Source organism: Pseudomonas sp. B21-035, assembly GCF_024748945.1.
Classification (GTDB): domain Bacteria; phylum Pseudomonadota; class Gammaproteobacteria; order Pseudomonadales; family Pseudomonadaceae; genus Aquipseudomonas.
Map to the genome: position 1 here is coordinate 61394 of NZ_CP087179.1, position 18851 is coordinate 80244.

At 62.7% G+C, this 18851-nt stretch carries 18 protein-coding genes; 8 read left to right on the plus strand and 10 right to left on the minus strand.

Features of this window, described 5'->3' with window-relative positions:
- Nucleotides 1-73 precede the first annotated feature (73 nt).
- The 3 genes from LOY22_RS00315 to LOY22_RS00325 form a co-directional block, all read right to left on the minus strand.
- Nucleotides 74-844 carry a MetQ/NlpA family ABC transporter substrate-binding protein gene (locus LOY22_RS00315; RefSeq protein WP_258595694.1) on the minus strand — a complete coding sequence of 257 codons (771 nt, stop codon included), beginning with the start codon at nt 842-844 and terminating at the stop codon, nt 74-76.
- 62 nt (nt 845-906) lie between these two features.
- A complete protein-coding gene (locus LOY22_RS00320) occupies nt 907-1578 on the minus strand; it encodes a methionine ABC transporter permease (protein ID WP_045200686.1) in 672 nt (223 codons plus the stop codon).
- Nucleotides 1578-2585, minus strand: coding sequence for a methionine ABC transporter ATP-binding protein (locus tag LOY22_RS00325; RefSeq protein ID WP_045200684.1), 1008 nt, complete (start codon nt 2583-2585; stop codon nt 1578-1580). Before LOY22_RS00325 ends, LOY22_RS00320 begins: the two co-directional genes overlap by 1 nt.
- A gap of 231 nt (nt 2586-2816) precedes the next feature.
- Between LOY22_RS00325 and katE the strand changes: the two genes are divergently transcribed.
- Nucleotides 2817-4955 carry a catalase HPII gene (gene katE / locus LOY22_RS00330; RefSeq protein WP_258595696.1) on the plus strand — a complete coding sequence of 713 codons (2139 nt, stop codon included), beginning with the start codon at nt 2817-2819 and terminating at the stop codon, nt 4953-4955.
- A 37-nt stretch (nt 4956-4992) separates the two neighbouring features.
- Here katE and LOY22_RS00335 read toward each other — a convergent pair whose 3' ends face one another.
- The 4 genes from LOY22_RS00335 to zur all read right to left on the minus strand — a co-directional run bounded on the left by LOY22_RS00335 (nt 4993) and on the right by zur (nt 7875).
- On the minus strand, nt 4993-5706 hold the full coding sequence (locus LOY22_RS00335; protein ID WP_258595698.1) for a PA5502 family lipoprotein: 714 nt from the start codon (nt 5704-5706) through the stop codon (nt 4993-4995).
- 132 nt (nt 5707-5838) lie between these two features.
- Entirely contained in the window at nt 5839-6621 is a 783-nt protein-coding gene (znuB, locus tag LOY22_RS00340; RefSeq protein ID WP_038997827.1) for a zinc ABC transporter permease subunit ZnuB, read from the minus strand.
- Nucleotides 6614-7393 (minus strand): zinc ABC transporter ATP-binding protein ZnuC, encoded by a 780-nt coding sequence (gene znuC / locus LOY22_RS00345; RefSeq protein ID WP_045200677.1) that lies wholly within the window; start codon nt 7391-7393, stop codon nt 6614-6616. The genes znuB and znuC overlap by 8 nt, the downstream gene beginning before the upstream one ends.
- The gene (gene zur, locus LOY22_RS00350) at nt 7393-7875 is read right to left on the minus strand and encodes a zinc uptake transcriptional repressor Zur (protein ID WP_045200675.1); all 483 of its coding nucleotides are present in this window, start codon (nt 7873-7875) and stop codon (nt 7393-7395) included. Before zur ends, znuC begins: the two co-directional genes overlap by 1 nt.
- A 66-nt stretch (nt 7876-7941) precedes the next feature.
- On the opposite strand from zur, the gene LOY22_RS00355 reads away from it, so the two are divergent.
- Nucleotides 7942-8859: a zinc ABC transporter substrate-binding protein gene (locus tag LOY22_RS00355; RefSeq protein WP_045200771.1), complete on the plus strand. Its 918-nt coding sequence runs from the start codon at nt 7942-7944 to the stop codon at nt 8857-8859.
- Between the two features lie 64 nt (nt 8860-8923).
- Here the strand turns inward: LOY22_RS00355 and LOY22_RS00360 are convergent, their stop codons facing one another.
- Entirely contained in the window at nt 8924-9874 is a 951-nt protein-coding gene (locus LOY22_RS00360; RefSeq protein WP_045200673.1) for a homoserine kinase, read from the minus strand.
- 64 nt (nt 9875-9938) lie between these two features.
- Nucleotides 9939-10229, minus strand: a complete 291-nt coding sequence (locus LOY22_RS00365) for a DUF2782 domain-containing protein (protein ID WP_045200671.1) — start codon at nt 10227-10229, stop codon at nt 9939-9941.
- Between the two features lie 74 nt (nt 10230-10303).
- Between LOY22_RS00365 and polA the strand changes: the two genes are divergently transcribed.
- Entirely contained in the window at nt 10304-13066 is a 2763-nt protein-coding gene (polA, locus tag LOY22_RS00370) for a DNA polymerase I (RefSeq protein WP_258595702.1), read from the plus strand.
- A 302-nt stretch (nt 13067-13368) separates the two neighbouring features.
- Here polA and yihA read toward each other — a convergent pair whose 3' ends face one another.
- Nucleotides 13369-14001 (minus strand): ribosome biogenesis GTP-binding protein YihA/YsxC, encoded by a 633-nt coding sequence (gene yihA / locus LOY22_RS00375; protein WP_045200667.1) that lies wholly within the window; start codon nt 13999-14001, stop codon nt 13369-13371.
- Between the two features lie 193 nt (nt 14002-14194).
- On the opposite strand from yihA, the gene LOY22_RS00380 reads away from it, so the two are divergent.
- The 5 genes from LOY22_RS00380 (at nt 14195) to LOY22_RS00400 (ending at nt 18837) form a co-directional block, all read left to right on the plus strand.
- Complete coding sequence (locus LOY22_RS00380; RefSeq protein WP_045200664.1) at nt 14195-14497, plus strand: cytochrome c5 family protein; 303 nt, start codon at nt 14195-14197, stop codon at nt 14495-14497.
- A gap of 33 nt (nt 14498-14530) precedes the next feature.
- On the plus strand, nt 14531-15148 hold the full coding sequence (locus tag LOY22_RS00385; RefSeq protein WP_045200661.1) for a cytochrome c: 618 nt from the start codon (nt 14531-14533) through the stop codon (nt 15146-15148).
- A 167-nt stretch (nt 15149-15315) separates the two neighbouring features.
- Nucleotides 15316-15945, plus strand: a complete 630-nt coding sequence (gene dsbA, locus LOY22_RS00390; RefSeq protein WP_093377597.1) for a thiol:disulfide interchange protein DsbA — start codon at nt 15316-15318, stop codon at nt 15943-15945.
- A gap of 12 nt (nt 15946-15957) precedes the next feature.
- On the plus strand, nt 15958-16812 hold the full coding sequence (locus LOY22_RS00395) for an endonuclease/exonuclease/phosphatase family protein (RefSeq protein WP_045200657.1): 855 nt from the start codon (nt 15958-15960) through the stop codon (nt 16810-16812).
- A gap of 27 nt (nt 16813-16839) precedes the next feature.
- Nucleotides 16840-18837 (plus strand): diguanylate cyclase, encoded by a 1998-nt coding sequence (locus LOY22_RS00400; protein WP_258595712.1) that lies wholly within the window; start codon nt 16840-16842, stop codon nt 18835-18837.
- Nucleotides 18838-18851 lie beyond the last annotated feature (14 nt).

An 18851-nucleotide genomic window follows, 5' to 3' on the forward strand; every position in this document is an offset into this window, starting at 1 on the left:
CGCGGGTCAAGCCCGCTCCCACAGAGATCACCTGACCTGTGAGAGTTGGCTTGACCCGCGATAGGTCTTTGAATCAGAACGCCGGCTTGACCGCGCCCTTGTACTTCTCTTCGATGAACTTCTTCACCTCAGGCGAGTGCAGCGCAGCCGCCAGCTTCTTCATGTCTTCCGAGTCCTTGTTGTCCGGGCGGGCAACAAGGATGTTCACGTAAGGCGAATCGCTGCCTTCGATGACCAGTGCGTCCGTCTCAGGGTTGAGCTTGGCTTCCAGCGCGTAGTTGGTGTTGATCAGCGCCAGGTCGACCTGGGTCAGCACGCGCGGGATGGTTGCCGCTTCCAGTTCACGGAACTTCAGGTTCTTCGGGTTCTCAACGATGTCTTTGACGCTCGAGAGGATGTTGCTGTTGTCTTTGAGCTTGATCACACCGGCCTTGTCCAGCAGCAGCAAGGCGCGACCGCCGTTGGTGGCGTCGTTGGGGATGACCACGGTAGCGGTCGATGGCAGCTCGTCGAGCTTCTTGTACTTGCTCGAGTAGGCGCCCAGCGGCTCCAGGTGCACGCCGGCAACGCTGACCAGATGGGTGCCCTTGGCCTTGTTGAACTCATCCAGGTACGGCTGGTGCTGGAAGAAGTTGGCGTCCAGGCGCTTCTCGGCCACTTGCACGTTCGGCTGGATGTAGTCGGTGAACACCTTCACCTTCAAGTCCACGCCTTCTTTGGCCAGGGCCGGTTTGACGAACTCGAGGATCTCGGCGTGCGGCACCGGGGTGGCGGCGACGGTCAGGGTCTCGGCCTGGGCCGAGAAGGCCGCGACGGCGGCGACAACAGCAAGCAGCTTTTTCATCAAATCACTCCTTGTGAGGGCCAGTCCGGCCCCCGGTGCGTCGGCAGTGCCGACCCATGGGGTTACTTACGGGAAAAATGCACAACCAGTTTGTCGCCCACGCTCTGCAGGACTTGAACCAGTACCAGCAGCAGGACCACGGTGACCACCATCACGTCGGTCTGGAAACGTTGGTAACCGAAGCGGATCGCCAGGTCACCGAGGCCGCCAGCGCCCACCACACCGGCCATCGCGGTGTACGACACCAGGGTAATGGCCGTGACGGTAATGGCCGCGAAGATGCCCGGACGGGCCTCGGGCAGCAAGGCATTGGTGATGATCTGGCGGGTGGTGGCGCCCATCGACTGGGTGGCTTCGATGATGCCGCGGTCGACTTCACGCAGCGCGGTTTCCACCAGGCGCGCGAAGAACGGCGTGGCTCCGACCACCAGGGGCGGAATGGCCCCGGCGACGCCCAGCGAGGTGCCGGTGATCAGCACGGTGAACGGAATCATCACGATCAGCAGGATGATGAACGGCAGCGAGCGCAGGACGTTTACCACCAGCGACAGCAGCGCGTACACGCCCTTCTGCTCGAACAGCTGGCGCGGGCCGCAAAGAAACAGCAACACGCCCAGCGGCAGGCCGAGCAGCACGGTGAAGAACAGCGAGCCGAACAGCATGATCATGGTGTCGATGGTAGCCAGCCAGATTTCGGCCCAGTCGACGTTGGCAAAGAAACTCAAGGCGTCCATCAACGCAGTACCTCCATATGAACATCAGCCGCAGTGAAGCGGGCGAACGCCGCTTCCATGTCGCCGCCAGTGACGGCCAGGGTCAGCTGCCCATACGGGGTGTCCTTGATGCGATCGATGCGGCCAGCGAGGATGCTGTAGTCCACACCGGTTTCCCGGGCGACGGTGCCCAGCAGCGGCGCGTAGGTCGAATCGCCCTGGAAGGTCAGGCGCACGATGCGTCCTGGCACATGGGCGAAGTCGTCGCGCTGTTCGTTTTCGTCGATCTGCTCGTCTTCCTGGACGAAGCGCTTGGTGGTCGGGTGCTGCGGGTGCAGGAATACATCGGCCACCGGGCCGTGCTCGACAATCTGCCCGGCATCCATCACCGCCACGCGGTCGCAGACCCGGCGGATCACGTCCATTTCGTGGGTGATCAGCACGATGGTCAGCTTCAGTTCGCGGTTGATCTCGGCCAGCAGTTGCAACACCGAGGCGGTGGTCTGCGGGTCGAGGGCGCTGGTGGCTTCGTCACACAGCAGGATCTTCGGCTTGGTGGCCAGGGCGCGGGCGATGCCGACGCGCTGCTTCTGGCCGCCGGAAAGCTGTGCCGGGTATTTTTTCGCGTGATCGGCCAGGCCGACGCGGGCCAGCAACTCGTTGACGCGGGTGTCGATTTCCTTGCGTGACAGCTCGCCGGCCAGGGTCAGCGGCAAGGCTACGTTATCGGCAACGGTCTTGGAGGCCAGCAGGTTGAAGTGCTGGAAGATCATCCCGACTTGCTGGCGGAATCGACGAAGATCGTTGGCGTTGAACCCAGTGACGTCTTCGCCGTCGACGATGATCTTGCCGCCGCTTGGCGCTTCAAGGCGGTTGATCAGGCGCAGCAGAGTACTTTTACCGGCGCCGGAATGGCCGATCAGCCCGAACACCTGGCCGTCTTCGACGCTCAGGTTGGTCGGGTGCAGTGCGGGGATATCCCTACCGGCTACGCGGTAGGTTTTATGAACATTTTGAAACTCGATCACGTAGCGAACCTTGTGGGGCGCATGGGAATGGGGTCAGCGGTTAGCCGGGCGCGCATTTTAGCCTGTTCGTATAGAGGTTCTTAGCATTTATTTCGCAATTGACCAATGCTACTGGAATAACGCGATCAGTGGTCAATCCGAAGGAACGCCTGCAGGGGCCATCAGTCACTACTGAATAGGGCCCGCCGTGGGGTCGAACCGTAGGACTGATTGAGTGAGGAGAGCACACTGATGCCCAGCAAGAAGAACCCACCCAAGGAAAGCCAACTCGCCGGTACCCAGACCCCGGACCGCGCCAATACCAACGCCAAGCTGCAAAGCTTGGAAACATTTCGCAGTGACGCCACCGGCCAGGCGCTGCGCACCAACCAGGGGGTCAAGGTTGCCGACAACCAGAACACACTGAAAGCCGGTGACCGTGGCCCGTCGCTGCTGGAAGACTTCATCATGCGTGAAAAGATCACGCATTTTGACCATGAGCGCATCCCCGAGCGCATCGTCCATGCCCGCGGTACCGGGGCCCATGGCTACTTCCAGGCCTATGAATCGCATGCCGCGCTGACCAAGGCCGGTTTTCTCCAGGACCCGGAGAAAATCACCCCGGTGTTCGTGCGTTTTTCCACCGTTCAGGGCCCGCGTGGCTCGGGTGATACCGTGCGCGATGTGCGCGGTTTTGCCGTGAAGTTCTTCACCGACGAAGGCAACTTCGACCTGGTCGGCAATAACATGCCAGTGTTTTTCATCCAGGATGCGATCAAGTTCCCCGACTTCGTCCATGCAGTAAAACCTGAGCCGCACAACGAAATGCCCACCGGCGGCTCGGCCCACGACACCTTCTGGGACTTCGTCTCGCTGGTGCCGGAGTCGGCGCACATGGTGATCTGGGCGATGTCCGACCGCGCCATTCCTAAAAGCCTGCGGACCATGCAGGGCTTCGGCGTGCATACCTTTCGCCTGATCAATGCCGAGGGCAAATCCAGCTTCGTCAAATTCCACTGGAAGCCCAAGGCCGGCGTGTGTTCGCTGTTGTGGGACGAAGCGCAGAAGCTGGCGGGCAAAGACACCGATTACCACCGCCGCGATCTGTGGGAAGCGATTGAAACCGGTAATTACCCGGAATGGGAGTTCGGCGTGCAGATCGTCGCCGAAGAAGACGAGCACAAGTTCGACTTCGACTTGCTCGACCCAACCAAGATCATCCCCGAAGAGCTGGTACCGGTGACGCCGCTGGGCAAGATGGTGCTTAACCGCAACCCGGACAATTTCTTTGCTGAAACCGAACAGGTTGCCTTCTGCCCTGGGCATATCGTCCCCGGCATCGACTTCTCCAACGACCCGCTGCTGCAGGGCCGGTTGTTTTCCTACACCGATACCCAAATCAGCCGGCTAGGCGGGCCGAACTTTCACGAGATCCCGATTAACCGTCCGCTAGCCCCTAACCACAACGGCCAGCGCGATGCGCAGCACCGCACCACGCTGGACAAGGGCCGTGCCTCTTACGGGCCCAACTCGATCGACGGTGGCTGGCCCAAGGAGACTGCGCCGGCAGCCAGCGATGGTGGTTTCGAGTCGTATCCGGAGCGCATCGAGGCGCACAAAGTGCGCCAGCGCAGCCCGTCGTTCGCCGACCATTTCTCCCAGGCGCGATTGTTCTTCCAGAGCATGAGCCCGACCGAGCAGGAGCACATCATCAGCGCCTACAGCTTCGAACTGGGCAAAGTTGAGCGGGAGTACATCCGCGCCCGTGAGGTCAATGAAATTCTTGCCAACATCGACCTCAAGCTGGCGGCGCGAGTGGCTGCCAATCTTGGCCTGCTGGCGCCGAAGAAAGGTACGGTGGATGTGCCCCAAACCAGCCTCAAGGAGTCACCGGCGCTGAGCCAGATGAACCTGCTCGGCGAAGGCATCAAGGGCCGCAAGGTTGCAGTGCTGGTGGCTGATGGCGTGGATGGCGACAGTGTCGATAGCCTGGTCAAGGCGCTGGAAGCCGAGAGCGCGCAGATCAAGATCCTTGGCCCGAGCTCGGCGCCGGTAAAAACCGCCCAGGGCAAGGCGCTGGCCGTGGATGCCTCGATGGAAGGCATGCCGTCGGTGATCTTCGATGCGGCCTGGGTGCCGGGCGGCAAGGCTTCGCTTCAGGCCCTGGCCGGTGACGGCGTGGCGCTGCACTTTCTGCTTGAAGCCTACAAGCACCTCAAGCCGATTGGCCTGGCCAGCGAGGCGCAAGCCGTGCTCGACAAGCTGGGGCTCAAGGCCGACAGCGGTTTGCTGCTGGGCAATGATGACAAAGCCTACAAGGCCTTCATCACGGCAATCAGCAAACATCGGGTGTGGGAGCGTGAGGCCGCGGCGAAAGCCATTCCGGCGTGATGCACAAACAGGGTGCCCATCAGGGCACCCTGTTTCGTCATGGGCGGCGTGGGATCAGCACCGCCTGGGCAGGTTGGTTGCGGTGAATCTCGTGGCTTTGCTGCAAGGCAAAATCACCGTCGAGTTTTTTAACGCGTTTGCCCAGCAAGGTTTGCAGCCAGGGTGCGTCCTGCTTGCGCGGCACCTGGAACACCACATCGCACTGGTAATTGATCACATCTCTGGCGATGTCATCGAGTTGCTTGCGCATTTCGCGAATATTGGTGGTTTTCAACGCAACCACGGTGCTTGGCGCGGTCGGGTCGATCAGCTTGGCGGCAGGGCGGGCTTCGGCGGCTTTCAGGGCGGCCTCGGCTTTGTCGAGCTCGGCCTTGCGCGCCTGGGCAATAGCACCGTTGACGCCGCCCGTCAGCGCCGGCGCCTTGGGCATCAGCGCACGGGCGCGGGCCAGGGCGGTGGCCGCCGCGTTCACATCGCCCTTTTGCAGGACGATCTGGCTGCGTTGCAGATAGGCTTCGGCCAATTGACGCTGGTACTGCTCGATCCGGCTGTCATTCGGCGCCTGGCTTTGCAGGGTGGCGAGTTGATCTTCGGCAGTGGCCAGCTCGCTGCTGGCGATGCTTTGCTCCAACTGCTGCCAGGCATCAGGCTGGGCAGGCACGGCAGCGTTGTCGGCCGGGGTGCTGGAGCACGCGGCGAGGATCAGTGAAAACGCGGCAAGGAGCAGATAACGGGAGGCGAACGGCTTCATTCCTGCGACTCTCTATTTGCGCAAAAAGCGAGCAAGTCTACACCCAGTCCGCAGACTCGAAAATAACTCTTCAGGACCCCGCGCGTTTTTAAATGTCGCAGGGTGCAACCGCTTTGGCTGCACCCCACGTCTTCAGCGCCGGGGCAGTGCCAGGCTCAGCAAGAATAGCACTGCGGCGCAGACCACGATGGACGGCCCGGCCGGCGTGTCCTTGAACCACGACAACGCCAGGCCGCCGCACACCGCGGTAACCCCCAGCAGGCTGGCGCCCAGGGCCATTTGTTCCGGCGAGCGGGCGTGACGTTGCGCCGCAGCGGCGGGAATAATCAATAGCGAGGTAATCAGCAGGACGCCGACGATCTTCATCGCCACGGCAATCACCACCGCGATCAGCAGCATCAGCGCCAGGCGCAGCGCGGCAACCGGCAAGCCTTCGACCATGGCCAGCTCTTCGTGCACGGTGACTGCCAATAGCGGGCGCCACAGCACCACCAGCAACAGCAGCACCGCAGCGCTGCCGCCGAGAATCCAGGCCAGATCCCCCGGGCTGATCGCCAGCAGGTCGCCGAACAGGTAGGCCATCAGGTCGATGCGCACATCGTGCATGAAGCTCAGCACCACCAGGCCAAGGGAAAGCGTGCTCGGTGCCAGAATCCCCAGCAGAGTGTCGGAGGCCAGCGGCTGGCGTTGTTGCAAGGTCACCAGCAAGATCGCCAGCAACAGGCAGCCGACAGTCACCGCCAGCGCCGGGCTGACATCCAGCACGAAACCCAGGGCGACGCCGAGCAACGCAGCGTGGGACAGGGTGTCGCCAAAATAGGCCATGCGCCGCCAGACCACGAAGGATCCCAGAGGGCCGGCGACCAGTGCCAGGGCCAAACCTGCGAGCAGGGCGTAAAGCAGAAAATCAGCCATGCTTGCAGTGATCTCCATGAACGTGGCCGCCTTTGGCCGGGGCAACCACCGAGCCGTGCAGGTCGTGGGCGTGGTCGTGATGGTGGTGATAGATCGCCAGGCTCGGCGCGTTGCTGCCGAACAGCTCGACGAACGCCGGGTCGCCGCTGACCTGCTCGGGGTGGCCGGAGCAGCAGACATGGCGGTTGAGGCAGACCACCTGGTCGGTGGTGCTCATGACCAGATGCAGGTCATGGGAAACCATCAGCACGCCGCAGCCATGGCGGTCGCGCAGACGGGTGATCAGGCTGTACAGCTCGGACTGGCCGGCGACGTCGACGCCCTGCACCGGCTCATCGAGCACCAGCAGCTCGGGCTCGCGCAGCAGTGCGCGGGCCAGCAGCACACGCTGCATCTCGCCGCCGGAAATCCCCTGGATCGGGCTATCGATGACCTTTTCGGCGCCGACTTCCATGAGTGCCGACAACGCTGCGGCGCGATCAACGCCGGGCACCAGGCGCAAGAAGCGCAGTACCGAAAGCGGCAAGGTGGCATCGACCTGAAGCTTTTGCGGCATGTAGCCGATGCGCAGCCGCGGCTTGCGCCAGACCGTACCGGTATGCGGCTTGAGCAGGCCGAGCACGGCGCGTACCAAGGTAGTCTTGCCGGCGCCGTTGGGGCCGATCAGGGTGACGATCTGCCCCGGTTCCACGGCCAGGTCGATGCTGTCGAGCACCGCTTGGCCGGCGAAGCTCACGCCCACCTGCTCGAGGCGAATCAGCGCATTGCTCATCAGGCGCTCCGGCAGTTGCTGCACAGGCCGACCACTTCGACCGTTTGTGCTTCGACGCTGAAGCCGACGTCTTTAGCGCTGGCGACGATGGCGTCGCTGATGCTGCGCTGCTCAAGCTCGATGGCCACGTGGCATTCGCGGCAAATCAGGAACTGGCCCTGGTGCGCGTGCTCGGGGTGGCTGCAGCCGATAAAGGCGTTGAGCGAGGCAATGCGGTGCACCAGGCTGTTTTCCAAGAGGAAATCCAGCGCCCGGTACACGGTCGGCGGCGCGGCCCGGCGACCGTCCTGCTCGCTCAGCACGGCGAGGATGTCGTAGGCGCCCAGCGGCTTGTGGCTCTGCCACACCAGCTCCAGCACGCGGCGGCGCAAAGCGGTCAGGCGCACACCCTGGCGTGCGCACAGCGCATCGGCCTCGGCCAGGGCGCTGTGTACGCAATGGGAGTGGTCGTGGGGGCGGTTGGCCAGCGGGGTTTTAGGCATGAGCGGCGACGGTTCTGATTGGAGACGTTATTATGTTACCTGTTTCAGCCCCTGTGAGTGGTCATCGTGTCCCGAATTTTTGCCCTTTTTGTCGCTTTTATCGCCACTCTGGTGATGGCCCAGGCACAGGCCGAAGTGCGTGTGCTGACCAGCATCAAGCCCCTGCAACAGATCGCTGCGGCGGTTCAGGACGGCGTCGGTACGCCTGAAGTGCTGCTGCCGCCAGGCGCCTCGCCGCACCATTACGCCCTGCGTCCTTCCGACGTACGGCGGGTGGCCGACGTCGACCTGCTGTACTGGATCGGCCCGGACATGGAGGGCTTTCTGCCGCGTGTGCTCAAAGGCCGCAGCAAGCCAAGCGTTGCCGTGCAGGAACTGCCCGGCCTGCACCTGCGCCATTTTGGCGAAGATAGCCACTCCCATGACGAAGATGGCGACGATCATGACCATGATCACCGCCCCGGCAGTCTCGATGCCCACCTCTGGCTGTCATCGGTCAACGCCCGGGTGATCGCCGCCAGGATCGCCGCAGACCTCAGCACTGCCGATCCGGCCAATGCCGCGCGCTACCAGAGCAACCTCAAGGCCTTCGGCGAGCGTCTGGATGCGCTGGACGGGCGCCTGAAAAAGCGCTTGAGCGGTGTCAGCGGCAAACCGTTCTTCGTTTTTCACGAGGCATTTGACTACTTCGAGTCGGCCTATGGTCTGAAACACACCGGGGTGTTCAGCGTGGCCGCCGAAGTGCAGCCGGGTGCCCAACACGTGGCGGCGATGCGCAAACGCCTGCAGGAAGTGGGCAAGACCTGTGTGTTCAGCGAGCCGCCACTGCGCCCACGTTTGGCTGAGACGCTGACGGCGGGGCTGCCGGTGACCCTGGCGGAGCTGGACGCGCTGGGTGGTACGGCGCCGGCCAGTGCCCAGGGCTACGAGCAGTTGCTGGAGACGCTGGGGAATGATCTGGCGGGGTGCCTGGAGAAGTTGTGACGCCCCGATCGCAGGGGCAAGCCCGCTCCAACCTATTGTAGGAGCGGGCTTGCCCCGCGATGTTTCACAGCGCGAACGGCAACGCTATCTCTACCTGCTGGCGCGCCGCCAGGCGTACTTCGAAGTCGGCCGGGTCGTGAATCAGCACGTCCATCCCGGCAAACGATTCGGCGGCAATCAGGCGCGACAGCCAGAAGCGCACGCAGGCAATGCGCAGCATCACCGGCCACAGGTTGGCCTCGGCCGAGGTGAACGGTCGCAGCGCTGCATAAGCGCCGAGCAACGCCCGCGCCCGTGGGCCGTCGATGATGCCGGCGTCGTCGCAGCACCAGTCGTTCAGGGTAATCGCCAGGTCGTAGAGCATCGGCCCCGAGCAGGCGTTGTAGAAGTCGATCAGGCCGGTCAGGTGGGTGCCTTCGAACAGCACGTTGTCGCGGAACAGGTCGGCATGCAGGTTGGCCCGCGGCAGGGCCATGATCTGCGCCTTGTGCTCGACAACTTCGTCCAGGCACGCCTGCAGCAACTGGCGTTGTTCGGCGTTCAGGCGCGGCATCAGTTCGGCGCCGGTTTCCAGCATCCAGTCCAGGCCGCGGTCGGTCTTGCGTTCCAGGACCTTGTCGCGGGTGGCCAGGTGCAGGTGCCCGAGCAGTTCGCCAACCTGTACGCAGTGCTGATTATTGGCGCTCTTGATGTGCTTGCCCGGCAGCCGTGGTTGCAGCAGCGCAGGTTTGCCGGCCAGTTCGCGCAGGGCTACGCCGTCGTTGCCACGCAAGGCGTAGGGCACCGGCAGGTCGGCCTCATGCAGTACGTCGAGCAGTTCGATGAAGAACGGCAGGTCCTGGATCGGCCCGCGTTCGACCAGCGTCAGCACGTACTCGCCCTGTTCCAGACTGACAAAGAAGTTGCTGTTCTCGGTACCGGCGGCAATGCCCTGGAAGTCCCGCAGGCGGCCCAGGCCGTACGGCGCCAGAAAGGTTTCCAGCTCAGGCCGGGTCAGGGGGGTGAAGACTGACATGATCAAAAATTGCCCATACGGGCACTTCAGCAGGGAAGTGCCAGGTTGATGTAAAGGGTACGGCCTACTTCCACTCGAAGATTTTCCACGACGGGATCAGCATGTCCGGCTGGTCGGAGCGGACGAAGTTGCCGTCCGAGCCATCGGCACGTACCAGGAAATAAGGTTTGCCGCCTTTGGGCGTCACCTTGATTGCATACAGGAAGCCATTTTGCCGGTATTCCTGGATGGTTTTGTCGCCTTCCGTGCGAATGGTTACCTCTGGATCAGCCGATGGCGCGTCATCCGCTGCCACGGCGACGACCGGAGTGACTGCCAACAGGCTGAGCAGCAACAGGCGATTTAGTGTACGCATGATAACCTTGTCCCTTTGTCGTCAATGTTCCGGACATTCTAGCGCCGGGCCCGTCGAAAAGGTTGATTCTGCACATGAGCCAAGCTCCCCTCGTCCTGGTGGACGGTTCCTCGTACCTGTACCGCGCCTTTCACGCGCTGCCACCACTGACTACCTCCAAGGGCCTGCCGACCGGCGCGGTCAAGGGCGTGCTGAACATGCTCAAGAGCCTGCGCAAGCAGTATCCGAACAGCCTGTTCGCGGTGGTCTTCGACGCCAAGGGCGGCACTTTCCGCGACGAAATGTTCGCCGAATACAAAGCCAACCGGCCGAGCATGCCCGACGACCTGCGCGTGCAGATCGAGCCGCTGCACGCCAGCGTACGCGCCCTGGGCTATCCGCTGCTGTGCGTCGAAGGCGTAGAAGCCGACGATGTGATCGGCACCCTGGCGCGCAGCAGCGCCGCGGCCGGGCGCCCGGTGATCATCTCCACCGGCGACAAGGACATGGCCCAGCTGGTCGACGGCCACATTACGCTGGTCAACACCATGACCGGTACCGTGCTCGACGTCGCTGGCGTGCACGAGAAATTCGGCGTCGGTCCTGAACACATCATCGACTTCCTCGCCCTGATGGGCGACAAGGTCGACAACATCCCAGGCGTGCCGGGCGTGGGTGAAAAGACCGCGGTGGGCCTGCTGACCGGTATCGGTGGCGGCCTGAGCGACCTGTACCAGAACCTCGACAAGGTGCCGACCCTGGCCATTCGCGGCGCCAAGACCCTGCCGGCCAAGCTGGAAGAACACCGCGACGCGGCGTTCCTGTCCTACGAGCTGGCCACCATCAAGATCGACGTGCCACTGGACGTCGAAGTCGATGCGCTGGTGTGCGGCGAGCCTGATCGTGACGCGCTGCTGGCGCTGTACACCGAGATGGAGTTCAAGAGCTGGGTCGACGAAGTTCAGCGCGACGCCAAGCGTGCCGGCCAGGAAGTGGTGGTCGAAGCGCCGCAGGAAGTGGTCGAGGCCCAGTACGAAACCATCCTCGACCAGGCCCGTTTCGATGCCTGGCTGGAGAAGCTGCGCCAGGCGCCGCTGTTTGCCTTCGACACCGAAACCACCGGCCTCGATGCCCAGCAGGCGCAACTGGTCGGTGTGTCGTTCGCGGTCCAGGCCCATGAAGGCGCTTATGTGCCGCTGACTCACTCCTACATGGGCGTGCCCGAGCAGCTTGACCGCGACAGCGTGCTGCTGGCGCTCAAGCCGCTGCTGGAAGACCCGGCCAAGGTCAAGGTGGCGCAGAACGCCAAGTACGACATGAACATCCTGGCCAACTGCGCCATCGGTGGCGACATTGCCAATGGCATCCAGATGCAGGGCGTGGCCTACGACACCATGCTCGAGTCCTACGTGCTTGACTCCACCGCCACCCGTCACGACATGGACAGCCTGGCGCTCAAGTACCTGAACCACACCACCATCGGCTTTACCGACATCGCCGGCAAAGGTGCCAAGCAACTGACCTTCGATCAGATCAGCCTGGAACAGGCCGGCCCCTATGCCGCCGAAGACGCCGACGTCACCCTGCGCCTGCATCAGACCCTGCAGCAGAAGCTGGCGAGCATTCCAAGCCTGCAGTCGGTACTGACCGACATCGAAATGCCGCTGGTGCCGGTGCTGGCCAAGATCGAGCGCCAGGGTGCGCTGGTCGATGCCAAGCTGCTGGGCGTGCAGAGCATCGAGCTGGGCGAGAAAATGGCCGAGCTGGAGCGCCAGGCCTTCGAAATCGCTGGCGAAGAATTCAACCTCGGTTCGCCCAAGCAGCTTGGTGTGATCCTCTACGACAAGCTCGGCATGCCGGTGCTCAACAAGACCGCCAAGGGCCAGGCTTCCACTGCCGAAGCGGTGCTGGCGGAACTGGCCGACATGGACTTCCCGCTGCCCAAGGTGCTGATGCAGTACCGCTCCCTGAGCAAGCTCAAGAGCACCTACACCGACCGCCTGCCGGAGCAGATCAACCCGCGCACCGGGCGTATCCACACCTCCTACCACCAGGCGGTGGCGGCCACCGGGCGCCTGTCGTCCAGCGACCCGAACCTGCAGAACATCCCGATCCGTACCGCTGAAGGCCGGCGTATTCGCCAGGCCTTCGTCGCTGCGCCGGGCTACAAACTGCTGGCGGCGGACTATTCGCAGATCGAACTGCGGATCATGGCCCACCTGGCCCAGGACGAAGGCCTGCTGCACGCGTTTCGCAACGACCTGGACGTGCACCGCGCCACCGCTGCCGAGGTTTTCGGCGTCGAGCTGGAGCAGGTCACTACTGATCAGCGCCGTAGCGCCAAGGCCATCAACTTCGGCCTGATCTACGGCATGAGCGCCTTTGGCCTGGCCAAGCAGATCGGCGTCGACCGCAAACAGTCCCAAGCCTACATCGATCGTTACTTCGCCCGTTACCCGGGCGTGCTGGCGTACATGGAACGCACCCGCGCCCAGGCTGCCGAGCAAGGCTATGTCGAAACCCTGTTTGGCCGGCGCCTGTACCTGCCGGAGATCAACGCCAAGAACCCGGCCCTGCGCAAAGGTGCCGAGCGCACGGCGATCAACGCGCCGATGCAGGGCACGGCAGCCGACATAATCAAGCGCGCGATGGTCGCTGTGGATAACTGGCTGAGCGATTCGGGGCTGGATGCCCGGGTGATCCTCCAGGTGCACGACGAATTGGTGCTAGAGGTGCGCGAAGACCTGATCGAGCAAGTGCGCGAGCAAATTCGTCCACACATGAGCGGTGCCGCGCAGTTGGACGTTCCGCTGCTGGTTGAGGTCGGTGTGGGGTCAAATTGGGACGAAGCACACTAAAAATGCGCTGAAATTCGGGGAAAAGCTGCGGCATATCGTCGCGGCTTTTTAGCTGGCCTGATGCCATTAGTGCCGGAAATTTCCCATCTATCGCAAATAGTTTTTAAACGTCAGGAACTAAACCGGTGAACTGCGACTCAGAGTAACTGAATGGCTGGTGAAGCCCTTCGATGCTCCTATGTTGTGTTAAGTGTTGGCAGATATCTGGACCCCGCCCTAGCGGTCCGGAACTTGGACCCCGAACTTCCCCCTCCCCATACGAAGTCCGGGGTTTTTTTTGCCCGGCGTTTGCCGGGCAGCCCTTATTCTGCGGGCTTGTCCGCCAGTTCCATCCAGCGTGCCAAAACGCCGTAAGCCTCTTCCAGGCCCTGGCGCTTGGGCGCCGAGAACAGCTGGATCGAGACGCTGTCGCCCCAGCCTTTGCGAATTTCCGCCTGCACCTTGAGCAGGGTGTTCTTGGCCGCGCCGAAGGTCAGTTTGTCGGCCTTGGTCAGCAGGATATGCATCGGCATGCCCGAAGCGCGCGACCAGTCGAGCATCATCATGTCGAAGTCGGTCATCGGATGGCGCACGTCCATCATCAAGATCAAGCCCTTCAAGGCCTCGCGGCTGCCCAGGTAGGCCTCCAGGTGGCGCTGCCAGTGCTGCTTGAGCGGGATCGGCACCTTGGCATAACCGTAGCCCGGCAAGTCGACCAAACGCCGTTCATCGTCCAGACTGAAGAAGTTCAACAGCTGGGTGCGCCCCGGGGTTTTCGAGGTGCGCGCCAGGCTGGCGTGGGTCAGGGTGTTCAGGGCACTGGACTTGCCAGCGTTGGAGCGGCCGGCAAAGGCCACTTCATAGCCCTGGTCGGGCGGACACTGGTCGACCTTGGCAGCACTGATGGCGAATTTGGCCTGTTGGCAGAGGCCGAGGATGGGGTTTTTGACTTGCATGGGATATCCGGTGTGGGCGTTGCCAGAGGCGGGCTCGGCAAGCGGTGTCGTTTCCGTTTCAGTAACGGGAGTATATAATGCCCCAGATTTTGTGTGCGCATTATCCCAGCGTAGGAGGATGTGCACGGGGGCATCGGATTCAAGCTTGCGCATTAGAACGCAGTGCAGCCCCCAACCCTGAAAGGTCGTTCGCATGACGAAATGGCTGCTTGTTGTCGGTGTCTTGATACCGTTATTCAGCGCTCAGGCTACACAGGATCCCGAGGCGTTGTACAACCGCACGTGTGCGGCTTGTCACGCCGGGCAGCTGCCACAGGCACCGAAAGCGGGTGATCGTGCGGCTTGGGAGCCAAGACTGGCGAAGGGTATGGAGATACTGGTGGTGCATGTCACCCAGGGTTTCAAGGCTATGCCAATGCGTGGATTGTGCATGGACTGCAGTGCCGAGGACTACCAGGCGATCATCCAGTGGATGAGCCGGAGTCCCGATACATAACTCTTTCACCCTTAGCCGTAGTTGGATTAGCTGATGAACAAACTACTCGTGAGTCTGCTGTTGACCTTGGGCATCACCGGTGCAGCCAATGCCGCAGAGCCTATCAAAGGGGATGCCGCTGCTGGTCAGGCCAAAACTGCTGTATGTGGCGCTTGTCACAATCCGGACGGCAATAGCCTGGCGCCGAACTTCCCGAAACTTGCAGGCCAGGGTGAGAAGTACCTGGAAAAACAATTGCACGACATCAAGTCGGGCAAGCGCACCGTGCTGGAAATGACCGGCATGCTGGCCGCCTTCAGCGACCAGGACCTGGCCGACATCGCCGCCTACTTCTCCAGCCAGAAAGGCAGCGTTGGCGCGGCTGATCCGAAGCTGGTCGAGCGAGGTCGCGCGCTGTTCAATGGCGGCGACGTCGAAAAAGGCCTGCCGGCCTGCACCGGCTGCCATTCGCCTAATGGCGCAGGCATCGCCCTGGCCGGTTTCCCGCACCTGGGTGGACAGCACTCCAGCTACGTAGCCAAGCAGCTGACCGACTTCCGCGAAGGCAACCGCACCAACGATGGCGATGCCACGACCATGCGCACCATTGCCGCCAAGCTGAGCAACAAGGACATCGAAGCACTGTCCAGCTACATCCAGGGTCTGCATTGATCCGTGCTTTAACGCTGGGTTAATACTGCGGCGCAAAGATGAAAAGGGTGGCTTCGGCCGCCCTTTTTTGTGCCCGCTGCCGTTACACTAACGAACTCGGGCCAGCCTCGGCCTGTCCTACGACCGGTCGCGCCAAGGCGACTCAATAGACTGCTCAGGAGTAAAGCATGCGTAATCTGATTCTCGGCGCCGCGCTGGTCACCGCCAGCCTCTTCGGCATGACTGCCCAGGCCGCCGAACCGGTAGCCTTCGACCAGTATACCGAGCTGAGCAACCCGGTTCCGGTGTCGGTCCCTGGCAAAATCGAGGTGGTCGAGCTGTTCTGGTATGGCTGCCCGCACTGCTACAGCTTCGAGCCGGTAATCAATCCGTGGGTCGAGAAGCTGCCGAAAGACGTCAACTTCAAGCGCATTCCGGCCATGTTCGGCGGCCCTTGGGATGCCCACGGGAAGATGTTCCTGACTCTCGAAGCCATGGGCGTTGAACACAAGGTTCACGCTGCCGTGTTCGAAGCGATTCAGAAGCAGCGCAAGCAACTGACCAAGTTGGACGACATGGCTGATTTCCTCGCCACTCAAGGCGTGGATCCTGACAAGTTTCGCGCGACCTTCAACTCCTTCGCCATCAATGGCCAGGCCACCAAGGCCAAAGAACTGGCCAAGAAGTACGGGATCACCGGCGTACCGAGCATGGTCGTCAACGGCAAGTACCGCTTTGACCTGGGCACCGCCAAAGGTCCGCAGGGCGTGCTGAATGTCGCTGACTACCTGATCGCCAAGGAGCGCGCCGCTAAGTAAGCGGCGCCAGCCATGCGCCGCTGGAGAACCGAGCGAGGCGTTGGCCTGTGTGATCCGCAGGTCAATGAACATCACCTGCAGGCTAACGGCCTGCCAGAGGACGGCCGGCTGCGGCTGCTCAGTTTCAACATCCAGGTCGGCATCAGCACCGAGCGTTACCGCCATTACCTGACCCGTGGCTGGCAGCATCTGCTGCCGCACACCGGGCGGGCCGGCAACCTGCAGAAAATCGGCGACCTGCTCGCCGACTTCGACCTGGTTGCCCTGCAAGAGGCCGATGGCGGCAGCCTGCGCTCAGGCTACGTCAATCAGGTCGAGCACCTGGCCCAGCTCGGCGCCTTCCCTTACTGGTACCAGCAGCTCAACCGCAACCTCGGACGCCTGGCCCAGCACAGCAACGGTGTGCTCAGCCGCCTGAAGCCGCAACTGCTTGAAGACCACCCGCTACCCGGCCCGGCTGGCCGCGGGGCGATCCTGGTGCGTTTCGGCGAGGGTGAAGACGCCCTGGTGGTGGTAATGATGCACCTGGCCCTGGGTTCCAAGACCCGCGCCCGGCAGCTTGCCTACATTCGCGAACTGATCGGCGGCTACCGCCATCAGGTTTTGATGGGCGACATGAACACCCATGCCACCGACCTGCTAGAGCACTCGCCGCTGCGCGACCTGGGCCTGATCGCGCCCCAGGTTCAAGCCACCTTCCCCAGTTGGCGGCCGCAACGCTGCCTTGATCATATTCTGCTCAGCCCGAGTCTGACCCTGGAGCGGGTCGAGGTTCTGGCCCAGCCTATTTCCGATCATCTACCGGTCGCGGTTGAGATTCGTTTGCCTGATGCCCTTGCTGTGGATACGCTGCCCGCTTTGAGCTAATTGCCATTACCCTCTGCGGACCCAGGCATGACCGACGAAGCCCAGCGCTGGAAAGAAAAATACCTCAAGAGTATCGAACAGCAAGAGAAGCTGGAGCGCCGTTGGGAGGCTCGTCTCGACCTGTTGCGCCGTGGTCTGGTGCGCAGCACGCTGGCCGCCGAAGGCAGTGACCGCGCGGTGGACCAGTGCATGAAGGAAATGCGCGAGGTGATCCGCACCGACAACATGGACGCCGCCCTCGCAGGCTTGATCCCGCGCCTGGAAAAGGCCGTGCTCGATTCCGAGCAGCGCCGGGAAACCCGAATCGCCCAGGTCACCACCGCCCTCACCTCACTGGTCAGCCAACTGCAAACCCTGCCCTTGCCCAGCGACGTCAGCCGGCCGCTGAAAAAGTTCGCCAAGCAGGTCGAGGCCCGCGCCAGCCAGTCGCGCGAGATGCCCCTGCTGCTGGGAGAGTTGAGCGGCTTGCAGGGCCAGGCGCTGTCGGCGCTGGAGCGGCCTGAAGAAGCGCAACGCCCGGGTTTGTTGCAGCGCCTGTTCGGTAATCGCGACGGCGAGCCGGAAGAAGCCCTGCAACCGGCTCTCGCCGTTGCGGTACCGGCGGCAACTGAGGTCAGAGAACAGCCCGTGGCCGTGGCGCCCGAACCCGCCGCTGTCGATGTTGATGAGCTGCAGCCCTTGCCGGTTGCTGCAGAGGTCGTTGCCGAGGCGTATGAGTCTGCAGCCGTGGAGCCCCAAGCCAGCGCGCAGCCGCAGTTTGAAGGTACATCCGAGCCTGAGCCGGTTGCCGAGCTGCCAATCGAGCCAGCAGCTGAAGCTGAACTGCCAGCGCTAGCCGAGCCGGTCACACTGGACTCCGAGCAGGATGTACTGGCCTTGCTCGAGCACAGCCCGGACGAGCCGCAGGCTGACCTGGCAGAAGCAGAGCCGGTAGATGACGAAGAGGCCCAGTTCGCCCTGCCCGACGGCACCGAGCCCACCTATAGCTCGGTCGCGGCGCATATCGAAGACACCCTGCTCGGCCTGCTCGACGACCTGACCCTGCCCGAACGCCACAAGGCCCAGGCGCAGTCGATGCGCGAGCGCCTGGAGCACGGCCTGAACTGGTACGAGCTGCTGCCGGTGCTGGATGACCTGGCGGTGCTGATGCTGGCAATCAACGACAGCGGCCAGCACGAGTTCGAAGCCTACCTGCAGCAACTCAACGAGCGCCTGGAGTCGTTCCAGAGCCACCTGCACGAAGCCAGCGCAGGCCACGCCGACAACACCTCGGCAGCCCGCGACCTCGACAGCCAGCTGCGCGAGCAGGTCGATGGCCTGCAAAGCAGTGTGCAGGGCGCGGCCGACCTGGGCAGCCTCAAGCACATCCTGGAAAGCCGCCTCGAAGGTTTGCTCGGCACCATGGACGAGCACCAGCAGCAGCGTGACCAGCGCGAGCAGGACATGGCCAGCCGTCTGCAAGGCCTGGCCGAGCGGGTGGCGAGCATGGAGCAGGAAGCCCTGGGCTACCGCGAGCACCTTGAAGAGCAGCGCCAGAAAGCCCTGATTGATCCGCTCACCGGGCTGCCCAACCGCGCCGCCTGGTCGGAGCGGGTTGATCAGGAAGTGCTGCAATGGCAGGAAAGCGGCGGCCATCTGTTGATGGCGATCCTCGACCTCGACCATTTCAAGCGTATCAACGACAGCTATGGCCACCTGGCCGGTGACAAGGTTTTGAAAATAGTCGCCAGCGTGCTGCGCAAGCGCCTGCGCAGCCAGGATTTCATCGCCCGCTTTGGTGGTGAGGAGTTTGTTTTGCTGATCCCGCAAACCTCGCTGCCAGCTGGCTGTCAGCTGGCGGAAGCTCTGCGGGCAGCCATCGAAGCCTGCCCGTTCCACTTCAAGGGCGAGCGGGTGACCATTACCCTGTCCATAGGCATCAGCGCGTTTCGCAGCGGTGAGCGCAGCGAGGTGGTGCTCAAGCGGGCAGACGAAGCGCTGTACCGGGCGAAACATCTTGGTCGAAATCGCGTCGAACAGGGCTGAGTGGCAAGGGCGAG

Excerpts from the sequence above, each read along its gene's own strand:
- katE (WP_258595696.1), top strand. The coding sequence starts at position 2,817 with ATGCCCAGCAAGAAGAACCCACCCAAGGAAAGCCAACTCGCCGGTACC.
- LOY22_RS00395 (WP_045200657.1), top strand. The coding sequence starts at position 15,958 with ATGCGCCGCTGGAGAACCGAGCGAGGCGTTGGCCTGTGTGATCCGCAG.
- polA (WP_258595702.1), top strand. The coding sequence starts at position 10,304 with ATGAGCCAAGCTCCCCTCGTCCTGGTGGACGGTTCCTCGTACCTGTAC.
- LOY22_RS00400 (WP_258595712.1), top strand. The coding sequence starts at position 16,840 with ATGACCGACGAAGCCCAGCGCTGGAAAGAAAAATACCTCAAGAGTATC.
- LOY22_RS00335 (WP_258595698.1), bottom strand. The coding sequence starts at position 5,706 with ATGAAGCCGTTCGCCTCCCGTTATCTGCTCCTTGCCGCGTTTTCACTG.
- znuB (WP_038997827.1), bottom strand. The coding sequence starts at position 6,621 with ATGGCTGATTTTCTGCTTTACGCCCTGCTCGCAGGTTTGGCCCTGGCA.
- yihA (WP_045200667.1), bottom strand. The coding sequence starts at position 14,001 with ATGCAAGTCAAAAACCCCATCCTCGGCCTCTGCCAACAGGCCAAATTC.
- LOY22_RS00380 (WP_045200664.1), top strand. The coding sequence starts at position 14,195 with ATGACGAAATGGCTGCTTGTTGTCGGTGTCTTGATACCGTTATTCAGC.
- LOY22_RS00360 (WP_045200673.1), bottom strand. The coding sequence starts at position 9,874 with ATGTCAGTCTTCACCCCCCTGACCCGGCCTGAGCTGGAAACCTTTCTG.
- znuC (WP_045200677.1), bottom strand. The coding sequence starts at position 7,393 with ATGAGCAATGCGCTGATTCGCCTCGAGCAGGTGGGCGTGAGCTTCGCC.
- LOY22_RS00385 (WP_045200661.1), top strand. The coding sequence starts at position 14,531 with ATGAACAAACTACTCGTGAGTCTGCTGTTGACCTTGGGCATCACCGGT.
- LOY22_RS00320 (WP_045200686.1), bottom strand. The coding sequence starts at position 1,578 with ATGGACGCCTTGAGTTTCTTTGCCAACGTCGACTGGGCCGAAATCTGG.
- LOY22_RS00315 (WP_258595694.1), bottom strand. The coding sequence starts at position 844 with ATGAAAAAGCTGCTTGCTGTTGTCGCCGCCGTCGCGGCCTTCTCGGCC.
- dsbA (WP_093377597.1), top strand. The coding sequence starts at position 15,316 with ATGCGTAATCTGATTCTCGGCGCCGCGCTGGTCACCGCCAGCCTCTTC.
- zur (WP_045200675.1), bottom strand. The coding sequence starts at position 7,875 with ATGCCTAAAACCCCGCTGGCCAACCGCCCCCACGACCACTCCCATTGC.
- LOY22_RS00365 (WP_045200671.1), bottom strand. The coding sequence starts at position 10,229 with ATGCGTACACTAAATCGCCTGTTGCTGCTCAGCCTGTTGGCAGTCACT.